Raw genomic sequence first — 18,918 nt, forward strand, 5'->3', positions numbered from 1 at the left:
AGAAAGCTGTCAGCCGCGCAAGGGGCTGACGACATTGGAGCAAACCCACAGGATGGTTGCCGGCTGCTCCGATGTACTGACCAGCGCGTGGCCCATCATGCTGTCGAAATAGCAGCTGTCACCGGCCTCCAGTTCTGAAGGCGCGTAGAGCTCTGTGAACAGGGTCAGCCTGCCATCGAGAACATAGATGAATTCCTCGCCTGCATGGGTGGAGAAGGGGACGAATTCCTCGACCGAGCGGGCATTCACCTTGGTCAGCAGGGGGACGAGCTTCTTGTTGGCGATATCGGCACAGAGCAGCTCATATTCATAGTGCTGTGTTTCCATTTTCGCGCCGCCATCTTTACGGGTAATGGCGCGGCGGCCGGAGATCGGCGCACTGGGCTTATGGGCGAAAAGTTCGGAAACGTCGACACCAAGGCCGGCTGCGAGCGACAGGATGGTCTCATAGGTCGGCGACATCTGGCCGTTCTCGATTTTCGAGAGCGTAGAGGGTGCGAGCCCGCTTTTCTCTGCCAGTTCCGCCATGCTTAATCCCTCATCCTGACGCAGCTGACGTACCGTCATGGCCAATGCCTGATCAGAATGCCTCGAATGCCTGCGACCCTGCCCCCCGTTTTCACCCATATCAAGACCTTTCAACTTGTCGTTTCACACCGCAATAACCTGCGCTTGCGCATTGTTCAATTCCGTTTCCGATCATCGCAGGCTCATCCTTTTGGAACGAAGCGACTGCCTACCGCATGATCTGGTCCGTTTCGCAGTGCAATTCACGACCGCCCGTCAGGGCAGAATTGCTCCGACCGCTTCTCCATCGGCAAGCTGCCTCAACCGCTGAAGATCAGTGTTTCTTATGAGAATGCCCTTTTCAATAGACTGTTCGCGATTGCGATAGCGTCGTTCTCCGGGCAGGCGTGATGCGCCTGCTGCTTCCAGCCGTTCGACAAATTGCCGCGCCCGTGCTGCAAAGCTTGATGAAGACCGGCCCGAATCGGGGTCAATGACGATGATCAGCTGTCCGGTATGCGGTGTTTCCGCGCCGGGATAGGCGGACCAGTCGACCTCGAAGGAAAATTTTCCGCCCGTCAGTGCCGCGCAGAAAAGCTCGATCATCATCGAAATCGCGGCGCCCTTATAGCCACCAAAGGTCAAAAGAGCACCGCCATCCAGCACGGCCTTCGGGTCGGTGGTCGGCTGGCCATTGCGGTCAACGCCGTGATCCGGCGGCAGCGCCTTGCCCTCACGTGCAGCGATCTGCACATCGCCATTGGCAATGGCGCTGGTGGCCAGATCCGCGACAATCGGTTCTGAACCCGCGCAGGGAGCCGCAAAGGAAATGGGGTTGGTGCCGAAAACGGGCTCATGTGCGCCGAAAGCAACGGCACAGGGGAAGCTGTTGACCATGGAAAGCGCCAGCAGGCCGTCCTGTGCAAACGGTTCGACATCCGGCCAGAGTGCGCTGAAATGATGTGAATTGCGCACCGCAAGCAGGGCAACGCCATTCTGCCTGGCCTTTTCGATCACCAGTGGCATGGCTGCAGCGACAGCGGGCTGGGCAAAGCCATTGGCGGCGTCGACGCGGATGAAACTGTCACCGGCAAGCTCGACCACCGGCGTTGCGGCCGGATCAACCCAGCCACTTTCAATCGACTTCAAATAGCCCGGGATACGGAAAATCCCGTGGGACAGCGCACCATCACGCTCGCAGCCTGCGCAATTGGCCGCGAGGATCCGGGCGACATTTGGCGCGGCCCCGGCCTTCGAAAAGACCGCTTCCAGCAGATCCTTCAACGCATCAAACGAGACGGGCTGCCGCGTTGGGTCCTCTATTTTGCTGCCGGCCATATTGTCTTCACTACCTATCGTAAAAATATTTCCTATAGGAATTGATAACGGATATTCTATCCCTTTGCAAGGGCTGGTCCGGTCCAAACCGAAAGCGCAGATATTCGTATATATCATTGAAAATAAATGATAAAAATATTTAGTTCGAACAATGATATTCAACTTATGGCAATATGCCTGGTGCCGTTGGTTTGCTGGTGCTGGTGCCGGGTCGCTGATGAAGCCCTGTTTTGGATCATGAGTTTTTTTAACAGGGTTTCCGTTGATCAAGTCCTGTGGTGGTGCCGGGTTATGTCTGGATAAAAAGAATAAATATCAGGTGTATATGTAATTTTGACGCTTCAAGTGGCGATTTTACAAGATGCGCATCTGTGCAGTTTTTTGCTCTGTTTTTTAATTCAGGCTGCGCTTTGTTGCAAGAAGTCGCTCATGGGCAGAGGCTGTGTCTTCCAGTTGACAGGCTTACAAGATAGGCTAATGTTGTATAGGAAATTAATTAGCTCATCCGAAATGGGAACAGCCCGCTGTCGCTGAAAACGGTAGCGGTCCAATAATAAACGGAGATAATTTCGTGACCTTGACCAATAAGCTTCCCCTGTTGCGGCCGGTCGTTGCCGCGTTGACAGCGGCTCTGTCACTGGGTGTGGCACAGGCCGCGCTTGCACAATCGAACCCGAACATTCTCGTCGTGGCCGTTCCGAGTGACATTCAGAACCTCGATCCGACGCTGTCCAGCGGCGACATCATCACCCAGGAAATGCTGACCAATGTCTATGACTGGCTGATCGACTACAAGACCACCGATGCCGATGGTACGATTACATCGGATCCGAGTGCGTTCGTCGGCGGTCTGGCGGAAAGCTTCGACTGGAGCGATGACGGCAAGGTTCTGACCTTCCATCTGCGTGATGGCATGAAATTCTCCAACGGTGATCCTCTGGATGCCGCGGCCATCAAGTTCACCTATGACCGTATCTTCGATCAGGGTGGCGTGACGGCAGCGCTGACAAAAATGGCAGCCGTGCCGGACAAGGATCATGTCAAGGTCATCGACCCTTTGACGGTGGAGTTTGACGTCGATACGCCGAACACGCTTCTGCTTGGCAATATGGCCCAGTTCGGTCATTCGATCCTCAATCCGAAGGTCGTTGAACCGCATATGACGGCCGATGATCCTTATGCACATGAATGGCTGAAGACCCACACCGAAGGTTCCGAGCAGGGCCCCTACAAGCTTGCCCAATGGACTCCGGGTGACAGCTGGGTTCTGGATCGCAATGACAATTACTGGGGTGAGGCTCCGAAGATCCAGCGCATCATCTTCAAGATCATTCCTGATCCGTCGAGCCGCCTGGCACAGCTTCTGAGCGGTTCGGTCGATATCGCCTATGATCTGCCGACAACCGACATCAAGTCGCTGGAAGACAATCCCGATATCACCGTTCATGCCGATACCACCCGTACTGTCGGCTATCTCGGCATGAATAACGACGTCGCACCTTTCGACAACAAGCTTGTTCGTCAGGCCGTCTCCTATGCCTTCCCCTATGACACGATGATCGATCAGGTCATGAATGGCTATGCCATTCAGCTGACCAGCCCGATTCCGGACGGCACGCCGACCCATACGGATGAGTTCTTCAAATACAAGAACGATCCGGCCAAGGCCAAGGAGCTGCTGACGGAAGCTGGTTTCCCGGATGGTTTCGAGACCACGCTGCAGATCCCCTCGGGGCTTCAGCAGGCCAAGGAGGCTGCCGTCTATGCGCAGCAGTCACTGGCCCAGGCCGGTATCAAGGTCACCATTCAGGAAATGCCGGGTGCCGCCTTCACCGAACAGCTGCAGAAGCACACGCTTGGCTTCTTCTATTCGTCAGGCTGGACCTCGATCAACAACGATCCCTATTACCACCTCTACTGGCTGTTCAATTCCAGCTGCTGCAATTACGCCAATTACAAGAACCCCGATCTTGCGGCTGCGATCGACAAATATACGCTCAGCACCGATATCGAGGCGCGTGACGCTGCAGCCGTTGAGGCCCAGAAGGAAATTATCGACGATGCGCCGTGGATCTTCCTTGATCAGCCACAGAAGATTGTGGCCACCCGTTCGAATGTGAAGGGTTACGTCTACTACTCGTCCGATAACTACATGCGGTTCAAGTACATCTACAAGGAATAGTCTGTCGCTCATGCCGGCGGCTGCGTGCCGCCGGCTGTCTTCCAGAATTTTGATCCGGGCGGGCAGCTCGCAACATGCAGCCCGCTTCGAAATCAGACCTTCGTGAGGTGCTTCGTGCTCATCTATATCGCACGCAGACTTTTGCTTTTGATCCCGGTCCTGCTCGGCGTCACCATGATCACCTTCGGCCTCACCCGGATTGTGCCGGGCAATCCGATTGATCTGATGGTCAGTCCCATGGCGACGGAGGAAATGCGTGCCCAGGTTGCCGAGCGTGAAGGGCTGAATGACCCGATCTGGCTGCAATATGTGCATTACATCAACAATGTTCTGCATGGTGATCTTTCCGACAGTTTTGTCACCAGCCAGCCGGTTCTCTCCGATCTGACATCGCGCTTCATGCCGACCTTCGAACTGACGCTTTTCGCCATGATCATCGCGCTCGTGCTGTCGCTGCCGCTCGGCATCGCCGCCGCTGTCTGGCGCAATAGCTGGGTTGATCACATTGCCCGGGTGCTGGCCGTTGTCGGCGTTGGTATGCCGGTCTTCTGGCTCGGCCTGCTCGGGATCTATCTGTTCTATTTCAAGCTGCACTGGATGCCCCCGCCGCAGGGACGCATCTCGCTCTACGTTTTTGCGCCGCCGACCATTACCGGGCTCTATACGGTGGATTCGCTTTTGACCGGCAACTGGGATGCCTTCAAGTCGGCCTTTTCCTCGCTGATCCTGCCTGCGGCCGTGCTTGGCTTTGCCGCCATGGCACCGCTTGCCCGCATGACCCGCTCCGGCATGATTGAGGCGCTTGATTCCGATTATGCCCGTGCCGCCCGCGCCCTTGGTCTCAGCGAAAAATCGGTGATCATGCGCCACGCTTTCCGCAATGCCATCCTGCCGCTGATGACGATGACGGCAATCGTCTATGGCTACATGCTTGGCGGTGTCGTGCTGATCGAAAATGTCTTTGCCTGGCCAGGTCTCGGCCGTTACGTCTTCACCGCGATCACCTCCAGCGATTACCCCGCCATTCAGGGCTTCATTCTCTATTCCACCGCCCTTTATGTGCTGATTTTCCTGATCGTCGACGTGCTCTATGTTGCGCTCGACCCGCGCGTCCGCCTTTGAGGGAACACGGCCAATGAATGCGACATCTAACAATGTGACCGCCCCTAAAACAGGTCCCGGCGCCCTGTCTAAAACCCTGCGCTGGTGCCGGCGCAATCCGATCACGGCGCTTGGTATGGCGATTGTCTTCGTCATTCTGATTGCCGGTCTTCTGGCGCCGGTGATCGCGCCCTATGACCCCTACGCGCTGAACCCTGCCGACCGCATGCAACCGCCATCGCTGACCCATCTGTTCGGAACCGGCACCTTTGGCGAGGATATCTTCTCCCGCGTGCTTTACGGCGCACGCATCGACCTTGGCATCGGCATTGGTGCGGTGATTGTCGGCATTCTGGTCGGTTGTCCGGTCGGTGCCTTTGCCGGCTATTTCGGCGGCAAGCTCGACGAGGTGCTGATGCGCCTGATGGATATCATTGCCGCCTTTCCCGGCTTCATCCTCGCCATGGCGATTGCCGGTGTGCTCGGGCCGAGCATTCCAAACCTCATCATTGCCATCGCCTTCGTCAATGTACCGGTCTATGCGCGGTTGATGCGTGCGCGCTTTCTGGTGATCCGTTCCTCTGTCTATGCACAGGCGGCCCGCGGTGTCGGTGCTTCGCGCTGGCGTATTCTCTACTGGCATTTGCTGCCCAATTCGCTGGCGCCGATCTTCGTCCAGGCGACGCTGCAGTTCGGCTGGGCCATTCTGGATGCGGCAGGCCTGAGCTTCATCGGCCTTGGCGTGCGCCTGCCGATGCCCGAATGGGGGCTGATGATCAGCCTCGGCGTGCCGCAGATCATTTCCGGCCAGTGGTGGATCTCCTTCTTCCCGGGCCTTGCCATCTTCATCACCGTCATGGGTTTCAACCTGATCGGCGATGGCCTGCAGGACCTGCTGGATCCGAAATCACGATGACAGACACCATGACCATGCAAGAGACAGCAACCCCGCATGACAGCCAGACCGGCGCCGAACCTTTGCTTGACGTCAAGGGCCTGCATGTCGCCTTCGATGCGCCGGCCGGTACGGCACGGATCCTGGAAGACGTGAACCTCGCGATCCACTCCGGCGAGATCCTCGGTGTCGTCGGCGAAAGCGGCTCGGGCAAATCCGTCACCGCCATGTCGATCATCCGTCTTTTGAGCAAGCCGGGCCGGGTGACTGAAGGCAGTGTTATCTTCCGCAATCAGGACCTTTTGGCGCTGAACAAGGATCAGATGCGCCATATCCGCGGCAGCGAGATCGCGATGATTTTCCAGAACCCGCGCTCCTCGCTCAACCCGGTCTTCAAGATCGGCCGCACCATGCGTGAAGTCCTGAAGGTGCATGAGGGGCTGAAGCCGAAAGAGGCTGACAGGCGCGCCATGGAATTGCTTTCAAGCGTCGGTCTTGGCGATCCGGCCTCGATCCTGAAACGCTATCCGCATCAGGTCTCCGGCGGTATGGCGCAGCGTATCATGATCGCTCTGGCGCTGGCCTCGCGGCCGCATCTTCTGATCGCCGACGAGCCGACCACGGCGCTGGATGTCACGATCCAGTATCAGATCATCCGTCTGCTGAAGCAGTTGCGCGATGAGACCGGCCTGGCCCAGATCGTCATTACCCATAATCTCGGCGTTGTTGCTGAACTCTGCGACCGCGTTGCGGTGATGTATGCCGGAAGTGTGGTCGAGGAGGCGCCGGTTGTCGATCTTTTCGATGCTCCGCGGCACCCCTATACAAAGGGGCTTCTTGCCGCCCGCGCCGCGCATGCCTCGGGCGAAAGGCGGCTTCAGACCATTCCTGGCCAGGTCCCTGATCTGTTGAACCGTCCCTCCGGCTGTGCATTCCGCACCCGCTGTCCCTTTGCTGCCGATATCTGCGCCACGGCCAGACCGCCGGTGGAAGATGACGGCAGTCGCAAGATCGCCTGCCATCGCTGGAAGGAAATCGCATGACCCGTCCGATCCTGACTGTTCAGAACCTCGGCAAGACCTATCCGGTGAAGAAGGGCATGTTTGCCAAGGGAACGCTTGTCGCTGCGGAAGATGTCAACTTCACCATCCATGCCGGTGAAACGGTCGCGCTTGTCGGTGAAAGCGGCTCGGGAAAATCGACGGTCGGGCGCTGTGTCTTAAGGCTTGAAGAACCCGATAGCGGCTCGATCGAATTTGAAGATACCGATCTGCTCAACGTGTCGGAAACAGAACTTCCGGCGCTGCGTGCCCGTATGCAGATGGTGTTCCAGGATCCACTTGCCTCACTGACACCACGTCACAGGGTCGGCAAGCTGGTCGGCGAACCGTTGCTGCTGCATGCGACCGTGCCGCCGAAGCAGATCGATGCGAAAGTTGCAGAACTGTTCGAACTTGTCGGCCTCAGGCGTGATCACGCCGAACGCTATGCGCATCAGATTTCCGGCGGTCAGCAGCAGCGTGTCGGTATTGCCCGTGCGCTTGCCACCAATCCGGCGCTGGTGGTTCTTGATGAGCCGACATCGGCGCTGGATGTCTCGGTCGAGGCGCAGATCCTCAACCTGCTGATGGATCTGCAGGAGCAGTTCAACCTTGCCTACCTGTTCATCTCGCATGATCTTGCCGTCGTCCGGCTGATCGCGAAGCGGGTGATGGTGATGTATCTCGGTCAGGTGGTCGAGGCCGGGCCGACCGAGGATGTGCTGACCAGAAGCTTCCATCCCTATACGCGCGGTCTGGTCTCGGCGACGCCGATCGAACACCCGCTCGAGGCTAAAGAGCGTATCAATCTGACCGGTGAACCAAGCTCGCCGATCGATCCCAAACCGCAATGCCGTCTGGTTTCGCGCTGCCCCTTCGCCCGACCGGAATGTTCCAGGGAACCGACAGAGCTGAAGGAAGTCAAGCCGGGACACTTTACCCGCTGCATCCGTTTCCAGCGCGAGCATGTGGACGGCGAATGGAACCCGGAACCGGTGACGGTCTGACAACAGCCAGGAAAGCAAAAACAATGACTGATACAGCGAAGCGATTTGCCGCCTTGCGCGACAGCATGAAGGTCAATGGCGTTGATCTGGTGGCGATCGGCCCCAGCTCGCACATGCAGTGGCTGATCGGCTTTCACACCCATGCCGATGAGCGTCCCTGCCTGCTGCTGGTGACGCAGGAAAAGGAGACTTTTCTCATGCCGGCGCTGAATGCCGAGGGCACGCGGGAAAAATCCGCTATCGGCTTTCACGTCTGGTCTGATGATGAGGGTCCGGATGCCGCCATGGCCGCAGCACTTGCCGAGCTTGGCGGCGACAAGGTCCGCTCGGTCGTTCTGGATGAGACGATGCGGGCCGACTTCGCGCTTCTGCTGTTGAATGCGCTGCCTGAGGGCGTGAAAACGGGCTTTACCGATAAAACGATCGGCCTCTTGCGGACGATGAAGGATGAGGCGGAAGTCGAGGCGCTGAAAATCAATGCGGCGATTGACGACCGCGCCGTCGAACTGGCCTTCCGGTCGATCCGTCCTGGGATCAGCGAAAGTGAGCTGGCAACGATCATCCGCACCCAGTTCCAGTCGGAAGGTGCCGAACCTGCCTTCTGGATCGTTGGCAGCGGTCCCAACGGCGCCTTTCCGCATCACAGTGTCTCCGAACGCCTGATCGAGGAAGGCGACGCGATCGTCATCGATATCGGCGCGCGCAAGGATGGTTATCCGAGCGATATCACCCGTATGGCTTTCCTTGGAACGCCGAATGAAGACTATCTGAAAATCCATGCCATCGTCGAAAAGGCGGTTCAGGCAGCCCTTGCTGCGGCAAAGCCCGGCGCGCGGGCGATGGATGTCGATGCCGCCGCGCGCGGCGTGATCACGGAGGCGGGCTATGGCGACTATTTCGTCCACCGCACCGGCCACGGGCTCGGCATTGATGGCCATGAAAAGCCCTATATCACCGCGACCAATGAGACGGTTCTGCTTGAAGGCAATGTCTTCTCGATCGAGCCCGGCATCTATCTGCCCGGCAAATTCGGCGTAAGGCTGGAAGAGATCGTCGTGCTGCGAAAGGACGGACCGGAAATCCTGTCGCAACTGCCGCGCGACCTGCATGTCATTCCGGTGTGATTGGAGGCTGAAACCATCATGATCAAGATTAGCACCAGTCCTCTGTCTGATCTTCTGACGGCGAAAATTGCCGTCATCTTGCAGGATGGCCCAGTGGTGAATTGCCCGTCTCTTGTTAATACGGAGGCTGGAACAGCCATTGCGAAGGCGATTGCCGCTTCCAGTTTCGGTGGCGCAGCTGGTGAAATCCTGCCGATCCCGGCACCGGTCGCCACTGACCTCGATATGCTGATTGTCATTGGCACCGGCGGTGCGCAAACGCCGCTTGACTATCGCAAGGCGGGTGCGGCGATTGCGCTTTTGCCGCAGGTCTTGAAGGCGGGTGAAATTGCGCTTTTCGCCCCCGATAATGCCCTTGATGTACTGCGCGGCATGGCGCTCAGGGCTTATAGTTTCGATCTTTATCGTGCAGCGCAGCCAGTGCTGAAGTCGGTTGCAATTTGCGGTGCTGACCTGGACATTACGGCCCTGTCAGCGCTGGAAGCGGACGTCTCTTCCATCCATTTTGCCCGTGATCTGATCAATGAACCGGCCAATGTCCTGTCGCCGCTGGAGATGGCTGCACGGATCGCCAGGGCTGGCGAGGCTGTCGGCATCACGGTTGAAATACTCGACGAAGGTCATCTAAACGCGCTTGGATGCGGCCTTCACCTCGGTGTTGGTCAGGGATCGGACAATCCGCCCTGCATGGTCGTGATGCATCTCGGTCCGGGTGAGAAACCGCCGGTCGCCCTCGTCGGCAAGGGCATCTCGTTTGATACCGGTGGCATCCATCTGAAAGATGTTCACGGCATGTGGGAGATGAAGGGCGATATGGCCGGCGCGGCAACCGCTGCTGCGACCATGATTGCTCTGGCGAAAACCGGCTATAAGGGCGACGCGGTTGCAGTTCTGGGGCTTGCCGAAAACATGATCAGCGGTAATGCCACCCGTCCCGGCGATATTCTGACATCCTATTCCGGCCAGACTGTCGAGGTCCGGGATCCTGATTGTGAGGGACGGCTGGTGCTGGCCGATTGCCTGAGCTACGCCCAGCGGGCGCTGGGTGCGAAGACCGTGATCGATATCGCGACCCTCACCTATGCCGTCCAGATCGGTCTCGGCACACGTTATGCCGGGCTTTACGGCAATGCGCCGGAATTGCGCGACAGCGTCATCCGTGCGGCAGGTCAGGCCAGCGAAAAGATCTGGCCGATGCCGATCGACGACGAATTCCATGCCGAGCTGAAGTCGGATTTTGCCGACATGGTCAACTGGCCCGGCGTCAAATACGGCAATGCCTCGATTGCGTCGGCTTTCCTGGAAAACTTCATCGATGAGGGCACGGACTGGGCGCATATCGATATTGCCGGGCCGTCCTATGTCGGAGCGGGCACGGCGTTTTCGCCGCCCGGCGGCAGCGGGGTCATCATCGAAACACTGATCGGCCTGCTGCGTGATCTGGCCTGAGCGCCAAATGAGAATCGGATAATGATGAAATGAAAGTCTTCCTGAGCGCTGACATTGAGGGAACCGCCGGCATCACCATGTGGGATGAGGCGCGCAAGCATATTCCCGGTGAATATGCCGAGTTCCAGAAATTCATGACGGCTGAAGTGATCGCCGCCTGCGAGGGTGCGCGCGAGGCGGGGGCCGATGAGGTTCTCATCAAGGATGCCCATGCCACGGCGCGCAATATTCTGCTTGGTGATCTGCCGGATTATGTCCGCATCATCCGCGGCTGGTCTGGCCATCCCGATCAGATGATGTTCGGCATTTCGGCCGATTGCGATGTCGCCATCTATACCGGCTACCATTCCAAGGCGGGGGATGAAACCAATCCGCTGGCGCATACGTCCAATCTGCGTATTTCCCGCGTGCTTCTGAACGGAGAGGTGGCTTCCGAATTGTCGCTCAATGCCCGCTGTGCCGCCCTTTATGGCGTGCCGTCGGCCTTCCTGTCGGGCGATCAAGGCATTTGTGATGATGCGGGAGCGATGATGCCCGGCATTGTCACGGTCGCGACATCCGAGGGCATTGGTCCGGCGACCAATTCGCTGTCACCGGTCAAGGCGCGGGCGCTGATTTTCGACGGCGTGAAAAAGGCCCTTTCGGGTGATTTCAGTGCCTGCCTGCCGCCAAAAGCCGATGACTACGAACTGGTGATCGAGTTCAACAACCCGGTCGATGCCTATAAGGCCAGCTGGTATCCGGGCGCGGTCAGCAATGCGCCGCGTTCGGTCTCCTTCTGGCACCGCAATTTCTTTGAAATCCTGCGCGCCTACCAGTTCATGAAGCTTTGAACGCCAAAATCGCGAACAGAAAACATAAGGGAACGCAAAGCGATGGCAGAAAAGATCACCCGTGTCTCGACCGATGTTGGCGGCACATTTACCGATCTCGTCTATTTCGAAACCGATGTCGAGACGGGCGCCCAGACGGTCCGCACCGCCAAATCCGATACCACGCCGCCCGATTTCGAAAAGGGTGTGCTCAACGTGCTTGAAAAGGCGGAGATTGATCTGCCAGCGGTGGATTTCTTCGCCCATGGAACCACGGTCGTCATCAATGCACTGACGGAGCGCAAGGGCGCAAAGGTCGGTCTGATCACGACGAAAGGCTTCCGTGACGTGCTGGAGATCGGCCGTGGCAACCGGCCCGATTTCTTCAATCTGATGTACAAGAAGCCGGTTCCCTTCGTCGAACGCTATCTGCGGCGCGAATTGCCGGGGCGGATCAATTACAAGGGTGAGGAAACCGCGCCGCTCGACCTTTCAGGTCTGGATGCGATCTTGGATGATTTCCGCGCCGACGGCGTCGAGGCGGTGGCGATCTGCCTACTGCATGCCTATGCCAATCCGGCGCATGAGGAGGCCGTTCTTGCCGCCGTGAAGGCGCGCTGGCCGGAGGCGACGGCGGTTGCCTCCCACCAGATTACCCGCGAATGGCGCGAATATGAGCGCACCAACACGACCGTTCTGTCGGCCTATGTTCAACCCAAGGCCGAGCGCTATCTCGAGAAGCTGGAAACGGGGCTTAACGGTCGCGGCTATCGCGGCAATCTCTTCATCATGCAGTCAAACTGCGGCATCGATACCGTCGATGCCGTCAAGGCCGTGCCGATCACCATGGTTGAGAGCGGCCCGGCATCGGGTTTCTGGGGTGCGGCCGAGCTTGGCCGGATCATCGGGGAGCCGGATGTGCTGGCGCTTGATATCGGCGGCACGACGGCCAAATGCGCCCTGATCGTTGATGGTCAGGCAACCATCAAGACCGATTACTGGATCGAGCGCGACCGCAAGTCTGCCGGTTATCCGATCATGGTGCCGGTGGTCGATCTGGTCGAGATCGGCAATGGCGGCGGGTCGATCGCCTGGGTCGACGAATTCGACAAGCTGCATGTCGGACCGCAATCGGCAGGGGCGGCCCCCGGACCGGCGGCCTATGGCCGCGGCGGCGACAATGCCACGACCACGGACGCCAATCTCAGGCTCGGTCGGATCAACAAGGACTATTTCTGCGGCGGCACGGTCGAGGCGGATATGAGCGCGCTTGAGGGATCGCTGAGGCGGCTTGCCGACAAGCTTGGCCAGACAAGCGAGGATGTGGCGCGCGGCATTGTCCGCATTGCCAATTCCAATATGGTCAATGCGCTGAAACTGGTCTCGGTTAATCGCGGCTATGATCCGCGTGATTTCACCCTCGTCGTCTTTGGCGGCGGCGGGCCGATGCATGGCGTGGCGCTGGGGCAGGAGCTGGGCGTGAAAAAGGTCGTCGTGCCGCGCGGCGCACCGGTCTTCTCCGCCTGGGGCATGCTGATGTCGGATCTCAGGCGCGACTACTTTGTCACAAAACTGGTCGGACAGTCCGATCATGCCGCTCTCAGCACGCTTCTGAGCGAAACGATGAAGCTCGCCCGTGACGAATTTGCCGGCGAGGGGGTTTCCGATGAGCGGATCAGCATGCAGCCGCTCTTGCGGGTGCGCTATCAGAACCAGGAATTTGCCGTTGAGGTGCCGGTTGGCGCGGGAGCATTCGGCCCTGCCGAAATGGCGAAGATGATTGATGATTTCCACGTCATCTATGAGCGCGAATATTCCTATCGTCTGGCCGCCGAGGTCGAGATCATCGGCCTCCATCTGATTGCCGCAGCCGAAATCGGCAAGCTCGAAATCGTGCCGTTGCCGACTTCCGGGGCTGCGGTTGAAACTGCGGTCAAGGGCCGTCGCGCGGTCGATTATGCGACCGAGGGCGTGCATGAGGCGACCATCTATGATGGCGAGAAGCTGGAGCCGGGCATGTGCTTCGAAGGTCCGGCCATCATTGAGGATCCGGGTACGACCATCGTCGTCCATCCGCAGAACCGGGTGTCGATCGATACCTATGGCAACACCCATATCGAGATCAGGAGATGAGCATGACGGTTGAGAAGAGCTTTGACCCGGTCACCTATGACATCATCCAGAATGCCTTGGTCGCCATTGCCGACGAGATGTTCGTTGCCCAGCGCAAGACCTCGATGAGCGCGATCATCTATGAGGTGCTCGACATGTCGACCGCCGTGCTTGGCCCCGGTGGCGAGATTGCCGCAACGGGTGCGGGCATCCCGGCCTTTATCGGCGTGCTCGACAAGGCTGTTGCCGGGATCATGGAGAAATTCCCGGCCGATCAGGTTTCGCCGGGCGATGTTTTCGCCACCAATGATCCTTATTATGGCGGCGTCACCCATCTGAACGACATGGTTCTGGCAGCCCCGGTCTTTGCCGAGGGGCGGCTGGTTGCCTGGCTTTCCAATATCGCGCACTGGAATGATGTCGGCGGGGCCGTGCCGGGGTCTATGTCATCGGATGCGACGGAAATCTTTCAGGAAGGGGTGCGTATTCCTTGCGTGAAGCTGTTTTCCAAGGGGGAGCGCAATGAGGCGGTCTTTGATATTCTCGCCGTCAATTCGCGTCTTCCCGATTATCTCAATGGTGATCTGTGGGCCGGCATTGCCGGCCTGAGGGTCGGTGAGCGGCGCATTCTCGAACTGGTCGAAAAATACGGTGCCGAGACCTTCATCGCCGCGATCGATGATTTCATGGAACTGGGCGAGCGGCGTGCACGCGCGGCCCTTGCCAAACTGCCGGAAGGCACATTCGACTTTGCCGAAGAGCAGGATAATGGTGACATTCACCGCCTGACACTCACCGTTACCAGCGATGCCTTTATCGTCGATCTCACTGAAAATCCGAAGCAGAAGGGCTCCAGCAATTCCTCGCGGGAAGGGACCGAGATCGCGGTTCAGCTTGCCTTCAAGGCCTTTGTCGATCCCGACGGGCCGGGCAATGGCGGCTTCTTCCGTCCGGTCCATGTCAAGACAAAGCCCGGTACGCTGTTCCATGTCGAGGCGCCCGGCGCCATGGGCTATTATTCCGAGGTGGAAATCCGGCTTTCGGACATGTTGCTGCGCGCGCTTGCAACGCATTTTCCCGGCACTTTGCCAGCCGGCAACTTCGCCTCGATCTGCGGCACTGTCGTCGGTGGGCCGCATCCCGATACCGGCCGCCACTACACCATTGTCGAGCCGCAGGTCGGCGGCTGGGGCGCCTGGTCCGGCCATGACGGTGTTTCCGGCCAGTTCTCCGGTTTCCACGGCGAGACCTTCAACTGCCCGGCCGAAATCGCTGAAGCGCGTTATGGTCTGACGGTTGATCAGATGGCGCTGAGCGCGGCTTCTGGCGGCGAGGGGCAATGGCGTGGCGGCAAGGGGATCGAGGTGCATTACCGCGTGCGCAAGGACCAGAACTTCCTCTCCGTCGGCTATACCCGCTCGCGCATTCCGCCATGGGGCGTTGATGGCGGACGCGACGGATCAACCAATTTTGTCGAGGTCGTGCGTGCCGATGGCGACCGGAGCCGCTTCTCCTTCGCCACCAATGTCGAACTCAATACCGATGATGTCATCAGGATCGTGACCGCCAATGGCGGTGGCTTCGGTCCACCGGAAAAGCGGGATCCAGACGCCATCAGACGCGACCTGCGTAACGGCTATCTCACACTGGATGATGCGCGCGCCGTCTATGGCTGGGAAGAATAGGCACAGGCCCTGAAGGATAATGCGATGAGCGGAAAGACGATCCGCGTGACCACCGATGTCGGCGGCACGTTTACTGATCTCGTTTGCTTTGAAACGGATCATGAGAGCGGCGAGAGCCGGATCATCACGGCCAAATCGGACACGACACCGCCCGATTTTGAAAAGGGCGTTCTCAATGTGCTGGAAAAGGCCGGCGTCGCCGCTGGTGACATTGATTTCATGGCGCATGGCACCACCGTCGTCATCAACGCGCTGACCGAGCACAAGGGCGTGAAGGTCGGGCTGATCACGACGGAAGGCTTTCGTGACACGCTGGAAGTGGCGCGCGGCAACCGGCCTGATTTCTTCAATCTCTATTATGAGAAGCCCAGGCCCTTCGTCGATCGCGATCTGCGCCTCGAGCTTGCGGGGCGGATGAACTATCGCGGTGACGAGACAGAACCGCTGGATCTCTCTCCCCTTGAAAATATTGTCGAGACGTTCAAGGCGGCTGGTGTCGAGGCCGTTGCCGTCTCCTTCCTCCATGCCTATGCCAATCCGGCGCACGAAAAGGCGGTTCTTGCGGCACTTCAAACGCTCTGGCCGGAGGTTTCTGCTGTCGGATCGCACCAGATCAGCCGGGAGTGGCGCGAATATGAGCGCACCAATTCGGCGGTGCTGTCCGCCTATGTCCAGCCGGTTGCCGCCCGCTATCTGCATCGCCTTGAGGACGGGCTGAAGGGCGACGGTTTCAACGGGCAGCTCTATGTCATGCAGTCCAATTGTGGTGTCGATACGCTGGAGGCGACAGCCCGCATCCCGATCACCATGGTCGAAAGCGGCCCGGCCTCCGGCTTCTGGGGCGCTGCCGAACTCGGCAAGCTGATCGGAGAACCCGATGTTCTGGCGCTCGATATCGGTGGCACAACGGCGAAATGCTCGCTGATCGAGGATGGTGAAGTCACCATCATGACCGATTACTGGATCGAGCGTGACCGCGCCTCTGCCGGCTATCCGATCATGGTGCCGGTGGTCGATCTCGTCGAGATCGGCAATGGCGGCGGCTCGATTGCCTGGGTCGATGATTACGGCTCGCTCAATGTCGGCCCGCAATCAGCCGGTGCCTCGCCCGGACCCGCCGCCTATGGGCGCGGCGGCACGAAGGCGACGACCACCGATGCCAATCTCTGGCTCGGTCGCATCAACCGGGACTATTTCTGCGGCGGCAGTGTCGAGGCCGATATGGAGGCGGCCGGATCGGCGCTTCAGGCGGTGGCCGACAGTCTTGCCATTTCCCGCGAGGAAGCGGCACGCGGCATCATCCGCATTGCCAACAACAATATGGTCAATGCGCTGAAACTGGTCTCGCTCAATCGCGGTCACGATCCGCGCGAATTCACGCTGGTGGCTTTCGGCGGTGGCGGTGCCATGCATGCGGTGGCGCTGGGCCAGGAACTCGGCGTGAAGAAGGTCGTGATCCCGGCCGGTGCGCCGGTCTTTTCCGCCTGGGGCATGATGATGTCGGACCTCAGGCGCGATTATTTCCAGACCGCGCTTGCCGAGCTGGATGATCGGGCCCTGGATGCGATCGAGGCCCGTTTTGCCGAGGTTGAGGCGGAAGCGCGCGCCAATTTCGAAGCCGAAGGTGTGCCGGCCGACAAGGTGCAGCTGAAGCGGTTTGGCAAGTTCCGCTACCGCAATCAGGAACACACGACCGAAGTCGCGATCGAAGGGGCGGTAACCGCCGCAGCACTCGATACGATTGCGAATGATTTTCATGCCGCTTACGAGCGCGAATATACCTATCGCCTGCATGCGCCGGTCGAAATGGTCGGAGTGCATGTCATCGCCTCGGCCGAGGTCGGCAAGCTGAAGCCGGTCGAGCAGGAGATGGGCGGCGAGGATGCTTCGCAAGCGCTGAAGGCCCGCCGCGCCGTGGACTATGCTCTGGAAGGCGTTCATGAGGCCGATATCTATGACGGTGAGCGGCTGAAGGCGGGGATGCGCTTTGAAGGGCCTGCCATCGTCGAAGATCCGGGCACGACCATTGTCATCCATCCCGGCAATTCTGCCCATGTCGACCGCTGGGGCAATCTCCATATCGAACTGAGAAAGGCGTGAGCATGCGTGGCGATCCCTTTACCCGCTCCGTGATCCAGGCCGGTCTGTCGGCCGCGGCAGACGAGATGTTCTCGATCCTGAAGAAAACGGCGATGAGCCCGATCATCTATGAGGTGCTCGACGTCGGCACGGGGGTTACCGATGCGCGCGGCGAGATCGTTTCGTCGGGTGCCGGTATTCCCGGCTTCGTCGGCGTGCTCGACAAGGCGGTGAAATATATCGTTGAAACCCATGGCGATACGATCCGCGATGGCGATGTCTTTGTTACCAATGACCCGTATCATGGCGGCGTCACGCATCTGAATGACGTGGTGGTGGCCGAACCCGTTTTTGTTGAGGGCCAATGCATCGCCTGGACGGCATCGATTGCCCACTGGAATGATGTCGGCGGCATGACGCCGGGTTCCATGGCGGCCAATTCGACCGAGATCTTCCAGGAGGGCCTGCGGCTTCCTGCCGTCAGGCTGTTTGAAGCCGGGCACAAGCTGCAATCGGTCTTCGATATCATCGCCATCAACTCGCGTCTTCCCGATTTTGTCACCGGTGATCTCTGGGCGCAGATCGCCGCCGGGCGTCGCGGTGCCAAGCCAATCCGCGAAATGGCGGAGGCCTACGGCGTCGAGGAGATTGAAGCGGCGATTGCCGAGGCCTTCGCGGCGGGCGAAAAGCGCGCGCTTGACGGGTTGCGGACATTGCCGGCGGGAACCTATCCCGTGGCGGTGGAACAGGATGAGGGCGATATCTGGCATGCGCAACTGACGATCACCCATGACAATTTCATCGTCGATCTGACCAGCGCACCGGATCAAAAATCCGGTCCGTTCAATACTTCGAAGGAAGGTGCGACGATTGCCTGTCAGCTGATCTTCAAGGTGCTGACCGATCCGACGCTGTTTGCCAATTCCGGTTCCTTCCGACCGCTGAAGGTGATCACCCGCAAGGGGTCGATCTTCGATCCAATCGCGCCCGCGCCGCATGGCTATTATTCCGAGACCCGGATCCGGCTGTCCGACATGCTGTGGCAGACGCTGGCGCAACATATGCCCGAACGTCTGCCATCGGGCAGTTTCGGCTCGATCTGCGGCACGGTGGTGGCGGGAAAACATCCCGAAACGGGGCGCGATTACACCATGGTCGAGCCGCAGATGGGCGGTTGGGGCGCTACCGACAAGCGCGACGGCCTGCATGCCATGTATTCCCCCAATCACGGCGATACCTTCAATTGCCCGGCGGAAATCTGCGAGGCCCGCTATGGCATTGATGTCGGCTGGCGCAAGCTCTCCGACAGTGCGGCCGGTGAGGGATTGCACAAGGGCGGGCTTGGCCTTTCAACCTGCTACAGGCCCCGCGCACGCGCCGTTCTGGCGGTCGGCTATTCGCATACGCGTGTTCCAGTATGGGCCACGGCAGGCGGAGAAAAGGGCGGGCTTAACAGCGTCAGCGTGCGCCGCCGTTCGGGCGATGAGGAGCGCTTCTCCTTCGCCTCTGACGTCATCGTCGAGCCGGGCGACGAAATCCTGATCGACACCGCCAATGGCGGCGGCTGGGGCAAGCGATAGGCCGCCG

Annotated in this window: 14 protein-coding genes; 12 read left to right on the top strand and 2 right to left on the bottom strand. The window is 59.1% G+C overall.

All coding sequences use genetic code 11. From position 1 onward, the window contains the following. Window positions 1-9: 9 nt before the first annotated feature. Window positions 10-567, bottom strand: a complete 558-nt coding sequence (locus tag FJU08_RS07405; RefSeq protein WP_235890620.1) for a helix-turn-helix domain-containing protein — start codon at window positions 565-567, stop codon at window positions 10-12. Between the two features lie 216 nt (window positions 568-783). Next, window positions 784-1,845 (bottom strand): Ldh family oxidoreductase, encoded by a 1,062-nt coding sequence (locus FJU08_RS07410; protein ID WP_141148341.1) that lies wholly within the window; start codon window positions 1,843-1,845, stop codon window positions 784-786. 571 nt (window positions 1,846-2,416) lie between these two features. Between FJU08_RS07410 and FJU08_RS07415 the strand changes: the two genes are divergently transcribed. The 12 genes from FJU08_RS07415 to FJU08_RS07470 all read left to right on the top strand — a co-directional run bounded on the left by FJU08_RS07415 (window position 2,417) and on the right by FJU08_RS07470 (window position 18,911). Beyond that, the gene (locus FJU08_RS07415; protein WP_141148342.1) at window positions 2,417-4,027 is read left to right on the top strand and encodes an ABC transporter substrate-binding protein; all 1,611 of its coding nucleotides are present in this window, start codon (window positions 2,417-2,419) and stop codon (window positions 4,025-4,027) included. 114 nt (window positions 4,028-4,141) lie between these two features. Further along, window positions 4,142-5,149: an ABC transporter permease gene (locus FJU08_RS07420; RefSeq protein ID WP_141148343.1), complete on the top strand. Its 1,008-nt coding sequence runs from the start codon at window positions 4,142-4,144 to the stop codon at window positions 5,147-5,149. 13 nt (window positions 5,150-5,162) lie between these two features. Next, a complete protein-coding gene (locus FJU08_RS07425; RefSeq protein WP_141148344.1) occupies window positions 5,163-6,044 on the top strand; it encodes an ABC transporter permease in 882 nt (293 codons plus the stop codon). An 8-nt stretch (window positions 6,045-6,052) separates the two neighbouring features. Then, window positions 6,053-7,066, top strand: a complete 1,014-nt coding sequence (locus tag FJU08_RS07430; protein WP_210245203.1) for an ABC transporter ATP-binding protein — start codon at window positions 6,053-6,055, stop codon at window positions 7,064-7,066. Next, the gene (locus FJU08_RS07435) at window positions 7,063-8,070 is read left to right on the top strand and encodes an ABC transporter ATP-binding protein (RefSeq protein ID WP_141148345.1); all 1,008 of its coding nucleotides are present in this window, start codon (window positions 7,063-7,065) and stop codon (window positions 8,068-8,070) included. The genes FJU08_RS07430 and FJU08_RS07435 overlap by 4 nt, the downstream gene beginning before the upstream one ends. 23 nt (window positions 8,071-8,093) lie before the next feature. Then, window positions 8,094-9,194, top strand: coding sequence for a M24 family metallopeptidase (locus tag FJU08_RS07440; protein ID WP_141148346.1), 1,101 nt, complete (start codon window positions 8,094-8,096; stop codon window positions 9,192-9,194). Between the two features lie 18 nt (window positions 9,195-9,212). After that, a complete protein-coding gene (locus tag FJU08_RS07445) occupies window positions 9,213-10,643 on the top strand; it encodes a leucyl aminopeptidase family protein (protein WP_141148347.1) in 1,431 nt (476 codons plus the stop codon). Window positions 10,644-10,672: 29 nt separating this feature from the next. Beyond that, window positions 10,673-11,476, top strand: a complete 804-nt coding sequence (locus tag FJU08_RS07450; protein WP_141148348.1) for a M55 family metallopeptidase — start codon at window positions 10,673-10,675, stop codon at window positions 11,474-11,476. 42 nt (window positions 11,477-11,518) lie between these two features. Next, on the top strand, window positions 11,519-13,588 hold the full coding sequence (locus FJU08_RS07455) for a hydantoinase/oxoprolinase family protein (protein WP_141148349.1): 2,070 nt from the start codon (window positions 11,519-11,521) through the stop codon (window positions 13,586-13,588). Window positions 13,589-13,590: 2 nt separating this feature from the next. Continuing rightward, on the top strand, window positions 13,591-15,252 hold the full coding sequence (locus FJU08_RS07460; RefSeq protein ID WP_210245204.1) for a hydantoinase B/oxoprolinase family protein: 1,662 nt from the start codon (window positions 13,591-13,593) through the stop codon (window positions 15,250-15,252). 24 nt (window positions 15,253-15,276) lie between these two features. Then, window positions 15,277-17,352 carry a hydantoinase/oxoprolinase family protein gene (locus FJU08_RS07465; protein WP_141148351.1) on the top strand — a complete coding sequence of 692 codons (2,076 nt, stop codon included), beginning with the start codon at window positions 15,277-15,279 and terminating at the stop codon, window positions 17,350-17,352. Between the two features lie 2 nt (window positions 17,353-17,354). Continuing rightward, a complete protein-coding gene (locus tag FJU08_RS07470) occupies window positions 17,355-18,911 on the top strand; it encodes a hydantoinase B/oxoprolinase family protein (protein ID WP_141148609.1) in 1,557 nt (518 codons plus the stop codon). Window positions 18,912-18,918: the final 7 nt, after the last annotated feature.

It is taken from the genome of Martelella alba, assembly GCF_006516955.1.
Taxonomy (GTDB): domain Bacteria; phylum Pseudomonadota; class Alphaproteobacteria; order Rhizobiales; family Rhizobiaceae; genus Martelella; species Martelella alba.